Source organism: Paracoccus sp. S3-43 (genome assembly GCF_029027965.1).
GTDB lineage: Bacteria > Pseudomonadota > Alphaproteobacteria > Rhodobacterales > Rhodobacteraceae > Paracoccus.
In genome coordinates, this window is sequence record NZ_CP119082.1 from 1,889,802 (window position 1) to 1,905,680 (window position 15,879).

The 15,879-nt window shown below is 69.6% G+C and carries 18 protein-coding genes; 17 read left to right on the forward strand and 1 reads right to left on the reverse strand.

The annotated features are described in order from the left end of the window. The first annotated feature begins 101 nt into the window (after positions 1–101). The 8 genes from PXD02_RS09855 to PXD02_RS09890 all read left to right on the forward strand — a co-directional run bounded on the left by PXD02_RS09855 (position 102) and on the right by PXD02_RS09890 (position 7,988). Entirely contained in the window at positions 102–698 is a 597-nt protein-coding gene (locus tag PXD02_RS09855; protein ID WP_275103736.1) for a hypothetical protein, read from the forward strand. A gap of 46 nt (positions 699–744) precedes the next feature. After that, a complete protein-coding gene (locus PXD02_RS09860) occupies positions 745–2,733 on the forward strand; it encodes a phage terminase large subunit family protein (protein WP_473092010.1) in 1,989 nt (662 codons plus the stop codon). 82 nt (positions 2,734–2,815) lie between these two features. Further along, positions 2,816–3,022 (forward strand): phage head-tail joining protein, encoded by a 207-nt coding sequence (locus tag PXD02_RS09865; RefSeq protein ID WP_275103737.1) that lies wholly within the window; start codon positions 2,816–2,818, stop codon positions 3,020–3,022. Continuing rightward, positions 3,022–4,575 carry a phage portal protein gene (locus PXD02_RS09870; RefSeq protein WP_275103738.1) on the forward strand — a complete coding sequence of 518 codons (1,554 nt, stop codon included), beginning with the start codon at positions 3,022–3,024 and terminating at the stop codon, positions 4,573–4,575. Before PXD02_RS09865 ends, PXD02_RS09870 begins: the two co-directional genes overlap by 1 nt. A gap of 5 nt (positions 4,576–4,580) precedes the next feature. Next, positions 4,581–6,638 (forward strand): prohead protease/major capsid protein fusion protein, encoded by a 2,058-nt coding sequence (locus PXD02_RS09875; RefSeq protein ID WP_275103739.1) that lies wholly within the window; start codon positions 4,581–4,583, stop codon positions 6,636–6,638. 77 nt (positions 6,639–6,715) lie between these two features. Beyond that, a complete protein-coding gene (locus tag PXD02_RS09880) occupies positions 6,716–7,051 on the forward strand; it encodes a DUF2190 family protein (RefSeq protein WP_275103740.1) in 336 nt (111 codons plus the stop codon). Beyond that, entirely contained in the window at positions 7,051–7,362 is a 312-nt protein-coding gene (locus PXD02_RS09885; RefSeq protein ID WP_203318361.1) for a head-tail joining protein, read from the forward strand. The genes PXD02_RS09880 and PXD02_RS09885 overlap by 1 nt, the downstream gene beginning before the upstream one ends. Then, on the forward strand, positions 7,359–7,988 hold the full coding sequence (locus PXD02_RS09890; protein ID WP_275103741.1) for a DUF6441 family protein: 630 nt from the start codon (positions 7,359–7,361) through the stop codon (positions 7,986–7,988). The genes PXD02_RS09885 and PXD02_RS09890 overlap by 4 nt, the downstream gene beginning before the upstream one ends. Positions 7,989–8,057: 69 nt before the next feature. On the opposite strand, the gene PXD02_RS09895 is transcribed toward PXD02_RS09890, so the two are convergent. Continuing rightward, positions 8,058–8,912, reverse strand: coding sequence for a cation efflux transmembrane domain-containing protein (locus tag PXD02_RS09895; RefSeq protein ID WP_093359427.1), 855 nt, complete (start codon positions 8,910–8,912; stop codon positions 8,058–8,060). 53 nt (positions 8,913–8,965) lie between these two features. Here PXD02_RS09895 and PXD02_RS09900 point away from each other — a divergent pair, with 53 nt between their 5' ends. The 9 genes from PXD02_RS09900 (at position 8,966) to PXD02_RS09940 (ending at position 15,876) form a co-directional block, all read left to right on the forward strand. Further along, positions 8,966–9,352, forward strand: a complete 387-nt coding sequence (locus tag PXD02_RS09900) for an ArsR/SmtB family transcription factor (RefSeq protein WP_275103742.1) — start codon at positions 8,966–8,968, stop codon at positions 9,350–9,352. Positions 9,353–9,442: 90 nt separating this feature from the next. Further along, positions 9,443–9,862, forward strand: coding sequence for an acyl-CoA transferase (locus tag PXD02_RS09905; RefSeq protein ID WP_275103743.1), 420 nt, complete (start codon positions 9,443–9,445; stop codon positions 9,860–9,862). A gap of 24 nt (positions 9,863–9,886) precedes the next feature. Further along, positions 9,887–10,828, forward strand: a complete 942-nt coding sequence (locus tag PXD02_RS09910) for a phage tail tube protein (protein ID WP_275103744.1) — start codon at positions 9,887–9,889, stop codon at positions 10,826–10,828. Next, a complete protein-coding gene (locus PXD02_RS09915; protein WP_275103745.1) occupies positions 10,828–11,265 on the forward strand; it encodes a hypothetical protein in 438 nt (145 codons plus the stop codon). The genes PXD02_RS09910 and PXD02_RS09915 overlap by 1 nt, the downstream gene beginning before the upstream one ends. 29 nt (positions 11,266–11,294) lie before the next feature. Next, positions 11,295–11,504, forward strand: a complete 210-nt coding sequence (locus tag PXD02_RS09920; RefSeq protein ID WP_275103746.1) for a DUF7697 family protein — start codon at positions 11,295–11,297, stop codon at positions 11,502–11,504. Beyond that, entirely contained in the window at positions 11,485–13,902 is a 2,418-nt protein-coding gene (locus PXD02_RS09925) for a phage tail tape measure C-terminal domain-containing protein (protein WP_275103747.1), read from the forward strand. Before PXD02_RS09920 ends, PXD02_RS09925 begins: the two co-directional genes overlap by 20 nt. After that, positions 13,902–14,528, forward strand: a complete 627-nt coding sequence (locus tag PXD02_RS09930) for a DUF2460 domain-containing protein (protein ID WP_275103748.1) — start codon at positions 13,902–13,904, stop codon at positions 14,526–14,528. Before PXD02_RS09925 ends, PXD02_RS09930 begins: the two co-directional genes overlap by 1 nt. Continuing rightward, positions 14,525–15,445, forward strand: coding sequence for a DUF2163 domain-containing protein (locus PXD02_RS09935; RefSeq protein WP_275103749.1), 921 nt, complete (start codon positions 14,525–14,527; stop codon positions 15,443–15,445). The genes PXD02_RS09930 and PXD02_RS09935 overlap by 4 nt, the downstream gene beginning before the upstream one ends. Next, entirely contained in the window at positions 15,442–15,876 is a 435-nt protein-coding gene (locus PXD02_RS09940) for an NlpC/P60 family protein (protein WP_275103750.1), read from the forward strand. Before PXD02_RS09935 ends, PXD02_RS09940 begins: the two co-directional genes overlap by 4 nt. Positions 15,877–15,879 lie beyond the last annotated feature (3 nt).

Below are 15,879 nucleotides of genomic sequence, written 5' to 3' on the forward strand. Positions count from 1 at the left end.
CCGTGGTGAGTTGCAGCGTCCTTCTGGAGACACGTTCCCTCTGTCCGCGACGCTTATCAACTCGATAAGCACATGTTTATGAATGATAATCGGAGCCGCCGATGCAGGGCATGAGCGAGCGCCAGTATGCCGCCCATGCCGGGCTGTCGCGCGGCGCGATCCAGAAGGCGAAGACGGCCGAGCGGCTGGTGCTGTTCGCCGATGGCAGCATCGACGCCGTGGCCAGCGACGCCCGGCGCGCCGTGACGACCGACCCGTCGAAGACCCGCAAACCGCCCGAACCGAAGCTGAAGCCTGTCCCCGAAGCGGCGGTCGCTGCCGTCGGCGAGACGCTGCGCGAACAGGGGCTGGCGGTGCCGACCGTTGGCAGCGGCACCACCTTCCTGCAGGCGAAGACCGCGAACGAGGTGTTGAAGGCGCAGGAACGGCGCATCCGGCTGCAGAAGCTGAAGGGAGAGTTGATCGAGCGGGCCCGCGCGCTGGCGCTGGTGTTCCGGCTGGCGCGGGAGGAACGGGACGCCTGGGTGAACTGGCCTGCACGCGCCGCCGCGCTGATGGCGGCCGAGCTCTCGGCCTCATGCAGCGACGCGGCGGGCCAGCAGATCACCGTGGAGCCAGCCGCGATGCAGAAGGTCCTGGAGAAACATGTACGCGCCCACCTCGACGAACTCGCCGAGGTCCGGCCCGACTTCCGGTGATGAGGACCGGTTTCGCGACAGCGAAACGCAAGGGTCCAGTGGACCCTTGCGAGGGACGAATGCCCGGAGCGCAAGCGCAGGGCCGGAAGATGGCCTGACGGACTTCGACGGCGCGGGCGAGATCCTGCGTGCCTGGGGCAGCGGGCTGAGGCCTGACCCTGACCTGACCGTGTCGGAATGGGCGGACCGGCACCGGATGCTCTCAGGCCGCGCCTCGGCCGAGCCAGGGCGATACCGGACGGTGCGCACACCCTACATGCGCGAGATAATGGACCGGCTGTCGCCCGGGGATCCCACGCAGCGGATCGTGTTCATGAAGGCCGCGCAGGTCGGCGCGACGGAGGCGGGGAACAACTGGATCGGGTTCGTGATCCACCAGGCGCCGGGTCCGATGCTGGCCGTGCAGCCGACGGTGGAACTGGCCAAGCGCAACTCGCGCCAGCGGATCGACCCGCTGATCGACGAGAGCCCGGAGCTGCGGGAGCGGGTCAAACCGGCGCGATCCCGCGACGCGGGCAACACGATGCTGTCGAAGGAATTCGCGGGCGGTATCCTGATCATGACGGGTGCCAACTCGGCGGTCGGGCTGCGCTCGACCCCGGCGCGGTACATCTTCCTCGACGAGGTCGACGCCTATCCGGCCTCGGCCGACGAGGAAGGCGATCCGGTCACGCTGGCCGAAGCCCGGTCGCTGACCTTCGCCCACCGGCGCAAGGTGCTGCTGGTCTCGACGCCAACGATCCGGGGGCTGAGCCGGATCGAGCGCGAGTTCGAGGCGAGCGACCAGCGGCGGTTCCACGTGCCGTGCCCACATTGCGGGGCGATGCAGTGGCTGAAGTTCGACCGGCTGCGCTGGCAGAAGGGCCGTCCGGAGACGGCGGAGTATCACTGCGAGGGCTGCGACGCGGCAATCGCGGAGCACCACAAGACGGCGATGCTGGAGGGCGGCGAATGGCGGGCGACCGCCACGGCCGCCGATCCGACCACGGTCGGGTATCACCTGTCGGCGCTCTATTCGCCGATCGGCTGGCTGAGTTGGGAGCGGATCGTGCGGGCATGGGACGCAGCGCAGGGGTCGGACGAGGCGATCAAGGCGTTCCGCAACACGATCCTCGGCGAGACATGGGTCGAGACCGGGGAAGCGCCGGACTGGCAGCGGCTCTACGACCGGCGCGAGCGCTGGACATCCGGCACGGTGCCAGCGGGCGGGCTGTTCCTGACGGCCGGCGCCGACGTGCAGAAGGACCGGATCGAGGTCGACGTCTGGGCCTGGGGTCGTGGACTCGAGTCCTGGCTCGTCGATCACGTCGTCATCGAGGGCGGGCCGGATCGGCATGACGCGTGGTCGGAACTGACCGCGCTGCTTGACCGGTCCTGGCCGCACGAGCGCGGGGCGCATCTCAGGATCGCGCGGCTCGCCATCGACACCGGCTACGAGGCTCCGGCGGTCTATTCCTGGTCGCGGGCGCAAGGCTTCGCGCAGGTATCGCCGGTCAAGGGCGTCGAGGGGTTCAACCGCTCGAGCCCGGTGTCGGGCCCGACCTTCGTCGATGCGACCGAAGGCGGCAAGCGCCTCCGGCGCGGGGCGCGGCTCTGGACCGTGGCGGTGTCGACCTTCAAGGCCGAGACCTACCGGTTCCTGCGGCTGGCGCGGCCGACCGAGGAGGAGATGGCCGACGGGGCGGCATTCCCGCCCGGCTCTGTGCATCTGCCGCATTGGGTCGAGAACGAATGGCTGAAGCAGTTCGTCGCCGAGCAGCTGGTGACGGTGCGCACGAAGCGCGGCTTCGCCCGGCTGGAATGGCAGAAGCTGCGCGAGCGCAACGAGGCGCTGGATTGCCGGGTCTACGCCCGCGCCGCCGCCTGGATCGCGGGCGCGGATCGCTGGTCTGAGGCGAAATGGCGCGACCTCGAGGATCAGCTCGGGGCGGCCCCCACCGACACCGATCCCGCCGGGCAGATCAACCGGCCGGGACAGGCCCCGCAGGGCAAGCGCCGCTCCGACTGGCTCGGACGGCGCGGAGGATGGTTCTGAGTGAGGACCGGTCCGCGCAGCGGATGCGAGGCTCCAGTGGAGCGTCGCAAGGGAACGAACGCACTGAGCGGGAGCGAAGGGCATGGACTGGACGGAAACCGAGCTCTCGGCGCTGCGCCGGGCCTATGCCAGCGGCACGACGCGGGTGAGCTATGACGGCAAGTCGGTGGAATACGGCTCGGCAGAGGACCTGCTGGCGCGCATCCGCACCATCGAGCGCGCCATTGCGGGCGTCAGCCGACCGCTGCCGGTGGCCGGGCTCGCGGGCTTCAGCCGCGGGGATCGCTGATGCCCGCAAACTGGTTCGATCACGCCATCGCCACGGTGGCGCCGCGGATGGCCGCCCGCCGTGTGATGGCGCGTCAGGCCTTCGAGACCCTGACGCGAGGTTACGACGGGGCCGCGCGCGGACGGCGGACCGAGGGCTGGCGCGCGCCGGGATCCTCGGCCGACACCGAGATCGGCGTGGCCGGGGCGCTGCTGCGCGACCGGATGCGCGATCTGGTGCGCAACAACCCGCATGCGGCCAAGGCCGTGGCGGTGCTGGTCAACAACATCATCGGGGCGGGCATCATGCCGCGCGCCGCCAGCGGCGACGACAAGCTCGATCGGAAGGTCGACGCTCTCTTCGAACGCTGGACGGCGGAATGCGATGCCGATGGCCAGCTCGACTTCTACGGACTGCAGACGCTGATCTGCCGCGAGATGGTCGAGGCGGGCGAGGTGCTTGTGCGCCGCCGTCTGCGCCGGTCGTCGGATGGTCTGCCGGTGCCGCTGCAATTGCAGGTGCTGGAGGCCGACTTCCTAGACGCCACCAAATCCGGTGCGCTCGGCGCGGGACGGCTGGTGCAGGGGATCGAGTTCGATCCGGTCGGCAAGCGCCGCGCTTATTGGCTGCACGCCGAACATCCCGGCGACGCCTATGGCGCCCTGCAGAACGGTCTGCAGAGCCGCCCTGTCCCCGCGACCGAGATCGCCCATGTCTACGAGAAGCAGCGCACCCAGGCGCGCGGCGTCCCCTGGGGCGCGCCGGTGATCCGCAGCTTGCGCGATCTCGACGATTACGAGGTGGCGGAACTGGTCCGCAAGAAGACCGAGGCCTGCGTGACCGCCATCGTCTTCGGTGACGACGAGGCGCAACAGGGCATCGCGCCGTCGGTGGTCGATGCCGACGGCAACCGCGTGGAGCAGTTCGAGCCGGGGCTGATCGCCTATGCGCGCGGCGGCAAGGACATCCGCTTCAACCAGCCGTCGGCCACCGGCGGCTACGGCGAATACAAGCGGGCGAGCCTGCACACGATCTCGGCGGGCTTCCGGGTGCCCTACGAGCTGCTGACCGGGGACCTCAGCCAGGTCAACTATTCCTCGATCCGGGCGGGGCTTGTGGAGTTCCGCCGCCAGATCGACGCGGTGCAGTGGCAGCTCTTCATCCCGATGTTCTGCGCGCCGGTCTGGCGCTGGTTCACCGAAGCCGCATGGGCGGCGGGCCAGATCCCGTCGCCGGTCGTGCCTGTCGAATGGTCGCCGCCGAAGTTCGAGGCGGTCGATCCGCAGAAGGATGCAATGGCGAACCTGCTGTCGATCCGGTCGGGCACCATGACGCTGGCCGAGGTGATCGCGAAACAGGGCCGCAACCCGGACGCCGTGCTGACCGAGATCGCCGCGACCAACGCCAAGCTCGACGCGCTCGGGCTGGTGCTCGACAGCGACCCGCGCCGCGTGACCAAGACCGGCAGCGCGCAGACCAGCGATCCGGCCACCGATCCGAATGCCGACGATCCGGCCGACGACCCCTCCGCCGACGCGGAAACCGACCCGGCGCAGGCCGGCCAACAGGACTGACCTTCATGGACACGATGATCGAATTGCCAGCCATGCGCCGGTCGGCGGAGCTTGCGCCGAACACGGCCGACGCCGACAGCCGCACCGTCGAGGTGGTCTGGTCGGCAGGCGCGCGCGTCCGCCGCGCCACCTTCTTCGGCGAGCCCTATGACGAGGAGCTGAGCCTCGACCCGGACCATGTCCGGCTCGACCGGCTGAACGCGGGCGCGCCGTTCCTGAAGGTGCACGAACTCGACACGCTGGATGCGGTGATCGGCTCGGTCGTGCCGGGCTCGGCGCGGATCGAGAACGGCCGGGGCATCGCCTTGGTGCGCATCTCCGAGCGCGCCGATGTCGAGCCGATCTGGCGCGACATCCAGGCCGGGCACATCCGTGCGGTCTCCATCGGCTACCAGGTCCACCGCTTCGAGGTCTCGAAACCCGAGGCCGCCCGCGAACTCTGGCGCGCGGTGGACTGGACCCCGTTCGAGGTCTCCGCCGTCGCGGTCGGGGCTGACCCCGCCGCTGGCTTCCGCGCCCAGCACCCCCTTCACGACTGCGTCCTCCACCGCCGGGACGCCCCTTCCACTACGAAAGGACCGATCCCGATGACGGACAAGACCCAGACCCCGGCGAGCGACGCCGCAACTCCCGCCACCACCCAGCCGACCGCGCCGGTCGAAACCGAGGACACCCCCATGACCGAGCCGAATGCGGCTGCGCCCGACCCGAAGGTCGCCGCCAGCGAGACCCGCAGCCAGCCGAAGACGCAGGCCGCTCCCGCGCCCGACACCGAAGCCGTCGCGACCCGCGCACGCGAGGCCGAGCGTGACCGCGTCTCCACCATCTACGATCTGGCCGGGCGGCTGAACCTCGAGCGCGGCTTTGCCGAGGATCTGGTCAAGCGCGGCGTCAGCGTCGACGAATCCCGCCGCCTGATCCTCGATCAGGTCGCGGCTAAGTCCGACGAGACCCGGACCTTCCCGCATGTCTCCGTCCCGCTCGGCGGTAGGGACGAGCGCATCACCCGCCGTGACGCGGTGGCGAATGCGCTGCTGCACCGCTACAGCCCGACGCTGTTCCAGCTGGAGGACGCCGCCCGGCAGTATCGTGGCATGACGCTGCTGGAACTGGCCCGCGAAAGCCTCGGCAATGCCGGAGTCAACACGCGGGGCCTGTCGCGCGACGAGGTGGCGACGCGGGCGCTGCACTCGACCTCTGACTTCCCCGAGATCCTGTCGGCGGTCACCAACAAGACCCTGCGTCAGGCCTACGAGGCCTATCCGCGCACCTTCATGCTGTTCTGCCGCCAGGTGCTCGCCACCGACTTCAAGGCGATGCACCGGGTCCAGCTCGGCGAGGCGCCGCAACTGCTGGAAGTGGGCGAGAGCGGCGAGTTCAAGCGCGGGACGCTCGGCGAGAGCAAGGAGAGCTACAAGGTCAAGACCTATGGCCGGGTGGTCGCGATCACCCGTCAGACGCTGATCAACGACGATCTCGACGCCTTCACCCGGATCCCGGCGATGTATGGCAACTCCATCGCGCAGCTGGAGTCGGATGTGGTCTGGGGGATCATCACTTCGAACCCGGCGATGGCCGACGGCAACGCGCTGTTCCACACCACCCACAAGAACCTCGCCGGGACCGGGGCGGCGCTCGATGTCGGCAGCGTCGGTGCGGCCCGCGCCGCCATGGCCAAGCAGACCGGCCTCGACAAGAAGACGGTGCTGAACGTCCGCCCGGCCTTCCTGATCGTCCCCGCCTCGCTGGAACTGAAGGCCGAGCAGCTGGTCGCCCAGAACCTCGTACCCGCCGCGACGTCCAGCGTGGTGCCGCAGTCGATCCGCACCCTCGCGCCGATCAGCGAGCCGCGCCTCGACGCGGCCAGCGAGACCGCCTGGTATCTGGCGGCCAGCCCGAACCAGATCGACACCATCGAGTACGCCTATCTCGAGGGCCAGCAGGGTGCCTACATCGAGACCCGCAACGGCTTCGATGTCGACGGCGTCGAGATCAAGTGCCGCCTCGACTTCGGCGCCAAGGCCATCGACTGGCGCGGTCTCTACAAGAACCCGGGCGCGTAACCCGCACCCCATGCTGAACCCTGACATGCGGGCGGTCCTGACGGGCCGCCCGTCGTCTTTCCACGAGGATCCTCCCCATGAAAAACTATGTCCAGCCCGGCAACACCATCACCCTGACCGCGCCCTATGCCGTCGCCTCCGGCGATGGCCTGCTCGTCGGCTCCATCTTCGGCATCGCCGCAGGCGCCGCCGCTCTCGGCGATCCCGTCGAGACCGCGCTCACCGGCGTCTTCGACATCACCAAGGTCGGCTCCCAGGCATGGACCGTCGGCGCCAAGGTCTATTGGGACGACACCAACAAGCGCTGCACGACCGTGGCAACTGACAACACTCTCATCGGCGTGGCCGTCGAGGCGGTGGCCAGCGGCGCGGGCGACACCATCGGCCGGGTGCGCCTGAACGCGATGTTCTGATGAGCGCCTTCGCCGCCGCCGTGGGCGCGCTCTTCGCCGATCCCAATATCGGCCGGGACGCGGTGTATATCGCCGACGGCGGCGCGCCCGTGCTGGTGCGCGTCGTCGCCCGGCGCGCGGATGTCATCTCCGACTTCGGCGACGCGCGACTCTGGTCCGAGACCACGCGGATCGACCTGCGCGTCACCGAGGTGGCGACCCCGCATCCCGGCGACCGGATCGAGATCGACGGCGATGCCTTCCTCATTCAGGGCGAGCCCGTCCGTGACCGGGAGCGGCTGGTCTGGACCGTCGATCTGAGGCCCGCGTGATACTGAAGCTCGACATTGATCCCGACATCGTCGCGATGATGGCGGCGGAGGTGGCGGCGGGCGAACGCGCGGTGACGGCCGCCATGCGCGAGGCCGGGACCGGGCTGAAGACCGCTTGGCGGCTACAGATCACCGGCGCCGGGCTCGGCACACGGCTGGCGAACTCGATCCGGAGCCAGAACTTCCCGAGGTCGGGCGAGAGCCTGGACGCGGCAGCGCTGGTCTGGTCGAAGGCGCCCGTCATCGTCGGCGCACACGACAGGGGGCCGCTGATCCGCTCCAAGGACGGGTTCTGGCTGGCGATCCCGCTGCCTGCGGCGGGCAAGTCATTGCGCGGCGGCCGGATCACGCCCGGCGAGTGGGAACGGCGACGCGGACTCCGCCTGCGCTTCGTCTACCGCCGCCGGGGCCCAAGCCTGCTGGTGGCGGAGGGACGGCTGAACACAAAGGGTCAGGCGGTCGTGTCACGCTCGAAGACCGGGCGCGGAAAGGTCACCGCGCCGATCTTCCTGCTGGTGCTGCAGGTGAAGCTGCCGAAGCGGCTGGACCTGGCGCGGGATGCGGAGCGCGCAGTGGACGGTGTGCCGGGGCTGATCGTGGCGAGCTGGGTGGAGCAGAGGTTCTGAAGATGACTGCTGTGGCGGGCCTTGCGCTTATTCGACGATGTCCGCGAAGGCCGCTTCGAACTGATAGCATCAAGTTGTCTTCAGATCAGCCCGCGCGTCGCGGATAATCGACCAGGACGAATGCAGGAATAGTCCCGCAATCCCGAACGCGACGATCAGGTCGGGCCATGCGCTGCCCAGCCACGCGACGAGGGCTGCGGCCACAACCACGGCCGCATTGCCGATCGCGTCGTTGCGCGAAAAGAGCCAGACGGCCCGCATGTTCGCGTCACCCTTGCGAAACCGCAGCAGCGGCAGGACCGCGAGGACGTTGACCACGAGAGCGATGAGACCGAATAGCCCCATGAGACCGGCGTCCGGCGTCGTCTGGGTAAAGGCGCGCCAGATCGTCGTCCCAAGAACCCCAAGGCCCAGAACGCCAAGGAAGATGCCTTGGATCAGGGCGGATCGCGCCCGCCAGACAATGCTCCAACCGATTGCCAGAAGGCCCAGAAAGGTGATGAGGCCGTCGCCAATGAAATCGAGCGCGTCGGCCTTCACGGCCTGCGATCCGGAAATGAAGCCGCCGATCATCTCCGCAATGCCATACCCGACGTTGAGAATTACCACGATCCAGAGCGCGCGCCGATAGGCCGGGTCTTGGTAAGCTGCGCCCTCCTGCGCTTCGTCGTCGCCCGCTTCGATGCGATCGAACCCGTAGCCGGTCGCGGCCACGGCCCGTTCGATCTCGGACAGCCGCGCTTCGGGGACGTTCAACGTCAAGATGTGGGTGGCGGAGGAGACCTTTACTGCCTCCGGCGCCACGCCCGCCGACTGCGCGGCCCGCTCGATCTGGGCGGCATCCTTGGCGCAATCCATTCCGGAGACGCGGTAGCGGAAAGATGCGACATCTGCGGTCGGTTCGGCGCCTTGGGCATTGGCCATGCTTGCATTGGTCCTGCTATCTTGATGTGCGAAACACATCAGCGGAGAATGATATGGAACAAATCGCCGCGGACCGCAATGCCGTCGCGACGGCCACCGAGCGGCGGGCGAAGTTCTTTCGCGGCATCGCGGACCAGAGCCGGTTGGCGATCCTGGATGCTCTGTGCGCCGGGCCGCTGGTCGTTCACGAGATCGTCGGGCGCACGGCCCTGACACAACCCAACGTCTCGAACCACCTTCGATGTCTGTCGGAGTGTGGCCTCGTAACCAGCATGCGCGATGGTCGTTTCGTGCGCTATCGGATTAGCAGCCCCCGGATTGCGGATCTTCTGCACGATGTGGAGGCTCTGCTCGACGCGGTGGCTACAGGCGTCGAAGCTTGTCGCAATTATGAGCCTGACGAGGATGAGTTCCACCGCTGTCCCGCGTCACGACCTTAGCACATTGGCGCCGTCCGTGAATGCTGCTGCATTGGTCCGACTGGGCTTGAGGCGTATTCTTTCCGCAGTCGCCAATCGTGGTCCATCTCCATGCTCAGCCCTCGTGAAACCATCCTCACCGCGCTGCACGCGCGGCTTTCGGCGTTGCCCGCCACCGCCCTGCGCGGCGAGGTTCTGCCCGAGCGCGTCCCGGCCGAGGGCCTGCTGATCCTGCGCGACGGCGAGCCGGGGGAGCCGGAGGTCACGCTCTCCCCGCTCGCCTACCACTACCAGCACCGGGCCGAGATCGAAGCGGTCGTGCAGGGCGCCGACCGTGACGCCGTCTTCGACACGCTCTGCGCCAGCGTGGGCGCGGCGCTCGCTGCCGACCGCACGCTGGGCGGGCTCTGCGACTGGGTCGAGGCAGAAGCGCCGCGCCCGGTCGATCTGCCGGTCGAGGGCGCGGCCAGTCTGAAGGCGGCCGTGATCCCTGTGGTGCTGCACTATTACACGGCCGACCCGCTGGCCTGACCCCGACAACCCGAGGAGAACACCATGGCACGAGCCCAGGGGGCGCGGGCGCTGATGGCGCTTGCGTTCGAGACGACCTATGGAACGCCGCCCGCCAGCGGCTTCACCCGCATGCCCTTCGCCAGCACCTCGCTCGGGGCGGAGCAGCCGCTGCTGAACTCGGAGCTTCTCGGCTACGGCCGCGATCCGTTGGCGCCGATCAAGGACGCGGTGACGGCCGATGGCGACGTCGTCGTGCCTCTCGACGCCGAAGCCTTCGGGTTCTGGCTGAAGGCCGCGTTCGGTGCGCCGACAACCACGGGCGTGGAAGCGCCGTACACCCACGAGTTCCAGTCAGGGTCCTGGACGCTGCCCAGCATGTCGATCGAGACCGGCATGCCCGAGGTCCCGCGCTATGCGATGTATTCCGGCTGCGTGCTCGACCAGATCACCTGGCAGATGCAGCGCTCGGGCCTGCTGACGGCAACCGCGCGGCTGGTTGCGCAGGGCGAGACGGTGGGCACGACGACGAGCGCCGGAACACCGGCCGCGCTGGAGCTGAAGCGCTTCGGCCATTTCAACGGGGCGATCACGCGCAATGGCTCAGCCCTCGGCAACGTGGTCTCGGCCGAGATCACCTACGCCAACAACCTCGACCGGATCGAGACGATCCGGAGCGACGGGCGCATCGACGGGGCGGACCCGTCCATCGCGGCGCTCACGGGTCGGATCGAGGTGCGGTTCGCCGACCAGACGCTGGTGACGCAAGCGATCAACGGCGAGGCCTGCGAGATGGAGTTCGCCTACGTCCTGCCCTCGGGCGAGAGCTTCACCTTTACTGTGCATGCCGTCTACCTGCCGCGCCCGCGCATCGAGATTTCGGGGCCGCAGGGCGTGCAGGCGACCTTCGACTGGCAGGCGGCGCGCGACAGCGTGGTCGGCCGGATGTGCACCGCCACCCTCGTGAACGACGTGGAGAGTTACTGATGCTCACGCTCGACCTGACCAACGCGCCGCGCTGGCATGACCTCTCGCCCGGCGTGCGGGTGCAGCTGCGCCCGCTGACCACGGCGTTGATGGTGGCGACACGCAGCGACCCGGCCGTCGAGGCCGTTCCGGAAGAAGCCTCGGACGAGGAGCGCGCCGTCGCCTTCGCCAAAGCGCTGGCGCGGCGGGCGGTGCTCGCCTGGGAGGGCATCGGCGACGCGGACGGCAAGCCCATCGACCCGAGCCCGGAGGCCATCGACGCGCTGCTCGATGTCTGGCCGATCTTCGAGGCATTCCAGCTGACCTATGTCTCGAAGGGCCTGCTGCTGGAACAGGAAAAAAACGCCTCCGCGCTCTCGCCGACTGGTCCTTCGGCGGGGGCGATCGCTACTGCGAAGCCTGCGCGCAAACCTGCCCGGACTGCCCGGCGCGGCTGAATCGTCCGGAAACGCCGGAGGGTTGGCAGGTGTGGGACCTGATCGGTCGCCTCGGCGGCCAGCTGCGCGTGCTGCCGGGCGCAGTGATCGGCTGGGACATGTCGGCGGCGCTGGCGCTCGGCGACGCGCTCGGCGTGCCGCCGCTCGCCATGGCCGAACTGCTGCCCGTCATCGAAGCGGTGATGGTCGCAAAACTCAACGAACAGATGGATCACTCCCATGGCGGAAAAACGGGTTAGCGTCCGCCTCGCGGCCGTGGGCGGACGGCAGGTGCGCGCCGAACTGGAAGGTGTCGGCGAGGCCGGGTCGCGCGGCTTCGGACGGCTGAGCCGGGAGATGGAAGCGGCGAACGCCCGGCTCGCGGCCTTCTCGCGGCGGGTCCGGGTCGCGGCAGCGGCTGCCGTGGCCGCCGCTGCCGCCGCCGGTGTGGCAATGATCCGGTCCGGCCTGCAGACGGTGGATGCGCAGGCCAAGCTGGCGCAGTCGCTGGGCACCACCGTCGCCTCGATCCAGACGCTGGAGCGCGCGGGCGAACTGGCGGGCGTGTCGATGTCCGGCATCGAGCAGGCCACGAAGGATCTGACGCGTCGCCTCAGCCAGGCGGCCGCCGGGACCGGCCCTGCCGCCGATGCGCTGGATCGCCTCGGGCTCTCGGCCAATGAGCTGATCGCCCTGCCGCTGGACCAGCGGGTCGGCGCCATCAACGCGGCCATCGAGAACTTCGTGCCTGCCGCCGAACGCGCGGCCGTCGCGGGTCAGCTCTTCGGCGAGGAAGGCTCTATCGCCATGGCGCGGATCGACACCGCGACGCTCCGCCAGGCGACCGAGGACGTCCTCGCCTTCGGTGTCGTCGTCTCCGAACAGGATGCCGAACAGATCGAGCGGACGAACGACGCCATCTCTCGGCTTGGGCTGATCTGGCGTGGGCTGTCGAACCAGCTGGCCGTCGCCGCGGCCCCCGCGCTGGAAGCCGTCGCCAACGCGATGGCGGCGGTCGCCAGCCGCACCGGGCCGCTCGGCATCGCGATCCGCGGGCTTTTCGACAACATCGGTCGCCTGACCACCTATGCCGCCACCTTCGCGGCCTTCCTCGCGGGCCGATGGGTGGCTGGCATGGCCGCTGCGGCGCTCTCCGTGCGCGGCCTCGCCACGGCGCTCGTCGTGCTGCGCGGCGCGCTGATCCGCACCGGCATCGGGGCGCTGATCGTCGGCGCGGGCGAGCTCGTCTACCAGTTCACACGCCTCGTCTCCGGTGCGGGCGGGTTTGGCGAAGCGATGTCGCTCCTGAAGGACCTTGCCGTCGAGGTCTGGGAGCGGATCAGGATGGGCGCGGCTGCGGCGGGCGCTGCGGCCACGGCGATGTTCTTCGACCTGAAGGCCGACGCCGCTTCGGGCATGCAGAGCGCCATCGAGAGCGTCGTCGGTTTCGGCAACACCGCCGTGAACACGTTCGAGGGGGCCTACGAGGCGATCAAGGCGATCTGGGGTCTGCTGCCCGCCGCCATCGGCGATCTGGCGTTCCAGGCGGCCAACAGCCTCGTCGACGGCGTCGAGGCGATGCTGAACGGTGTGGTCTCGCGCATCAACGGCTTCATCGGCGGCATCAATCAGGGGCTCGAAGCCCTCGGGTCGGAGCGCCGCATCTCGCTGGTGCCCGACCTCGACCTCGGCGAGATCGAGAACCGCTTCGAAGGAGCGGCAACGGCCGCGACGACGGCGGCGCAGGCGGCGTTCGACCGGGCCTTCGAGGACAAACCGCTGACCGCGCCTGATCTCGGCCTGACCGAGGCGGCGAGCCGGGCGCTCGAGTCCGCGAACCTCTATCGCGGGGCCGCGCGCGATCTGGCCGAAGGGGCACGTGCGCCCCTCGAAAGCTGGCAGGCGCTGCGCGACGCGGTGCGCGGCACCGATGAAGGCAGTGCGGATGCGCTGACCGAGGCCACGGGTGCTGCCGAGCGGCTGGAGACGGCGCTCGGCGATGCCGGACGCGCCGCGACGGGTGCTGGTGCGGCGGCCGGAGCCGCCGCCGCTGCCGCGGAGCCCGCGACCGAGGCCGCCGTCACCGGCTGGCAGGCGGTCACGGCAGCGCTGTCGGATTACGCCAGCAAGGCCCGCGACATCGGCGGCGATATCGGCCAGAGCCTCGTCGGCGCCTTCCAGTCCGCCGAGAACGCGGTGGGCCAGTTTGTGAAGACCGGGAAGCTGAACTTCCGAGACCTCGTCACCTCGCTGCTGGCCGATCTCGCCCAACTGGCGGCGCGGCGGTTCATCCTCGGGCCGATTGCCAACGCGCTTTCCGGCGTGTTCTCCGGCGCGGGCGGCATCTTCGCCAGCGTCCTGCATGCGGGCGGGATGGTCGGATCGGCCGGGCCCTCGCGGATGGTCCCGGCCATGGCCTTCGCCGCCGCGCCCCGGATGCATGGCGGCGGCATGGCGGGGCTACGCCACGACGAAGTGCCCGCGATCCTGCAGCGCGGCGAGCGGGTTCTGTCGCGGCGGGAGGCGCAGACGTACGGCGGAGGCGGCGGGGTCAACGTCACCATCATGGCCCGCGACGCCGAGAGCTTCCGGCAATCGCGAACGCAGGTGGCGGCCGACATCGCCCGCGCCGTGTCGCTCGGGCGGAGGGGCATGTGATGGCGTTCCACGAGGTGCGGTTCCCCGACAACATCAGTCGCGGCGCGCGGGGCGGACCCGAGCGGCGGACACAGATCGTCGAACTCGCCTCGGGCGACGAGGAGCGCAATGCCAGCTGGGCCAACTCGCGCCGCCGCTACGATGTCGCCTACGGCATCCGCCGCGCCGACGATCTGGCGGCGGTGGTTGCCTTCTTCGAGGCGCGCAACGGCCGCCTCCATGGCTTCCGGTTCAAGGACTGGGGCGACCACAAGTCCTGCCTGCCCTCGGGCACGCCATCGCCGACCGACCAGGCGATCGGCACCGGCGACGGCGCAACCACCGCTTTCCAGCTGGTGAAGCGCTACGCCTCGGGCGCGCAATCCTGGACGCGCGCCATTGCCAAACCGGTGGCGGGCAGCGTGCGCATCGCGCTGTCGGGCGTCGAGCAGCCCTCCGGCTGGTCGGTCGACACCGCCACCGGCGTCGTCAGCTTCGGCGCCGCGCCGGGCGCTGGCGTCGCGATCACCGCGGGCTTCGAGTTCGACGTGCCGGTCCGTTTCGACACCGACATGCTCGACGTGACGCTCGACCTCGAGCGGTTCGGCTCGATCACCTCCATCCCGCTTCTGGAACTGCGCCGATGAAGACCCTCGATCCCGACCTGCAGGCCCATCTCGAAGATGGCACGACGACGCTCGCCTGGTGCTGGCGGATCGCCCGCGCCGATGGCGTCACCTTCGGCTACACCGATCACGACCGGACGCTGACCTTCGACGGCGCGGACTTCGAGCCCGAGAGCGGGCTCACGGCGTCCGAGGTGCGCTCGGGCTCCGACCTGTCTGTCGATGCGCAGGACGCCGAGGGCGTGCTGACCTCGGACCGGATCACCGAGACCGACATCCTCGACGGCCGCTGGGACAATGCGGAGGTCGAGGTCTGGCGGGTGAACTGGGCCGACACGAGCCAACGCGTGCTGATGCGCCGCGGGGCCATCGGTCAGATCCGGCGCGGGCGGCTCGCTTTCGTCGCCGAGGTCCGCTCGCTCGCTCATATGCTGGGCCAGACGGTCGGGCGGACATTCCAGGCGACCTGCGATGCCGGACTCGGGGACGCGCGCTGCGGCGTCGATCTGGAGGATACGGCCTTCAAGGGCACGGGCGCGGTGATTGACATTTTGCGCGACCGAGCCTTCACCGCCTCGGGTCTCGGCGATTTCGAGGCCGGCTGGTTCACCTTCGGCACGCTGGACTGGACGAGCGGCGCGAATGCGGGGCGGCGCACCGAGGTGCTGGGCCATGACGTCACGGATGGCATCGCGGTGCTGACGCTGCTTGAGGGTCTGCCCCCGCGCGCCACCGGTTCGAGCGCGGGGGCAGACGGGCGCGCGATCGCCGAGGGCGACGGCTTCACGATCCGCGCGGGCTGCGACAAGCGCATGGAGACCTGCGGCGCGAAGTTCGCCAACACCGTCAACTTCCGCGGCTTCCCGCACATCCCCGGCCAGGACGCCGTCCTCCGCTACGCCACGAAGGACGGCGGCCACGAGGGGTCCGTGCTGTGACCTCCGCCGATGCCACCCGCGTCATCGCCATTGCGCGCTCCTGGCTCGGCACGCCGTACCACGACCAGGCCAGCCTGCGCGGCGTCGGCTGCGACTGCCTCGGCCTCGCGCGGGGCGTCTGGCGCGAGGTGGTGGGGCCAGAGCCATTCCCGATCCCGCCCTACAGCCGCGACTGGGGCGAGACCTGTCCGCGCGAGGTTCTGGCCGAGGGCGCGCGGCGCATGATGATCGAGGTGTCGCCCGCCGAGGCAGGCCCCGGCGCGCTGGTCCTTTTCCGAATGATGCCGCGCGCCATCGCCAAGCATGTCGGGATCCTGACCGGTCCCGCCACCTTCCTCCACGCCTACGAGCGGCTCGGCGTGATCGAGGAGGCGCTCACCCTGTCCTGGCGGCGGCGCATCGCCTTCGCCTTCCTGTTCCCGCAAAGCTGAGAC

What these genes read in the sequence shown, in the direction of transcription:
- PXD02_RS09855 (WP_275103736.1), top strand. Translation starts at nt 102, where the DNA reads ATGCAGGGCATGAGCGAGCGCCAGTATGCCGCCCATGCCGGGCTGTCG.
- PXD02_RS09865 (WP_275103737.1), top strand. Translation starts at nt 2,816, where the DNA reads ATGGACTGGACGGAAACCGAGCTCTCGGCGCTGCGCCGGGCCTATGCC.
- PXD02_RS09870 (WP_275103738.1), top strand. Translation starts at nt 3,022, where the DNA reads ATGCCCGCAAACTGGTTCGATCACGCCATCGCCACGGTGGCGCCGCGG.
- PXD02_RS09875 (WP_275103739.1), top strand. Translation starts at nt 4,581, where the DNA reads ATGGACACGATGATCGAATTGCCAGCCATGCGCCGGTCGGCGGAGCTT.
- PXD02_RS09880 (WP_275103740.1), top strand. Translation starts at nt 6,716, where the DNA reads ATGAAAAACTATGTCCAGCCCGGCAACACCATCACCCTGACCGCGCCC.
- PXD02_RS09885 (WP_203318361.1), top strand. Translation starts at nt 7,051, where the DNA reads ATGAGCGCCTTCGCCGCCGCCGTGGGCGCGCTCTTCGCCGATCCCAAT.
- PXD02_RS09895 (WP_093359427.1), bottom strand. Translation starts at nt 8,912, where the DNA reads ATGGCCAATGCCCAAGGCGCCGAACCGACCGCAGATGTCGCATCTTTC.
- PXD02_RS09900 (WP_275103742.1), top strand. Translation starts at nt 8,966, where the DNA reads ATGGAACAAATCGCCGCGGACCGCAATGCCGTCGCGACGGCCACCGAG.
- PXD02_RS09905 (WP_275103743.1), top strand. Translation starts at nt 9,443, where the DNA reads ATGCTCAGCCCTCGTGAAACCATCCTCACCGCGCTGCACGCGCGGCTT.
- PXD02_RS09910 (WP_275103744.1), top strand. Translation starts at nt 9,887, where the DNA reads ATGGCACGAGCCCAGGGGGCGCGGGCGCTGATGGCGCTTGCGTTCGAG.
- PXD02_RS09915 (WP_275103745.1), top strand. Translation starts at nt 10,828, where the DNA reads ATGCTCACGCTCGACCTGACCAACGCGCCGCGCTGGCATGACCTCTCG.
- PXD02_RS09925 (WP_275103747.1), top strand. Translation starts at nt 11,485, where the DNA reads ATGGCGGAAAAACGGGTTAGCGTCCGCCTCGCGGCCGTGGGCGGACGG.
- PXD02_RS09930 (WP_275103748.1), top strand. Translation starts at nt 13,902, where the DNA reads ATGGCGTTCCACGAGGTGCGGTTCCCCGACAACATCAGTCGCGGCGCG.
- PXD02_RS09935 (WP_275103749.1), top strand. Translation starts at nt 14,525, where the DNA reads ATGAAGACCCTCGATCCCGACCTGCAGGCCCATCTCGAAGATGGCACG.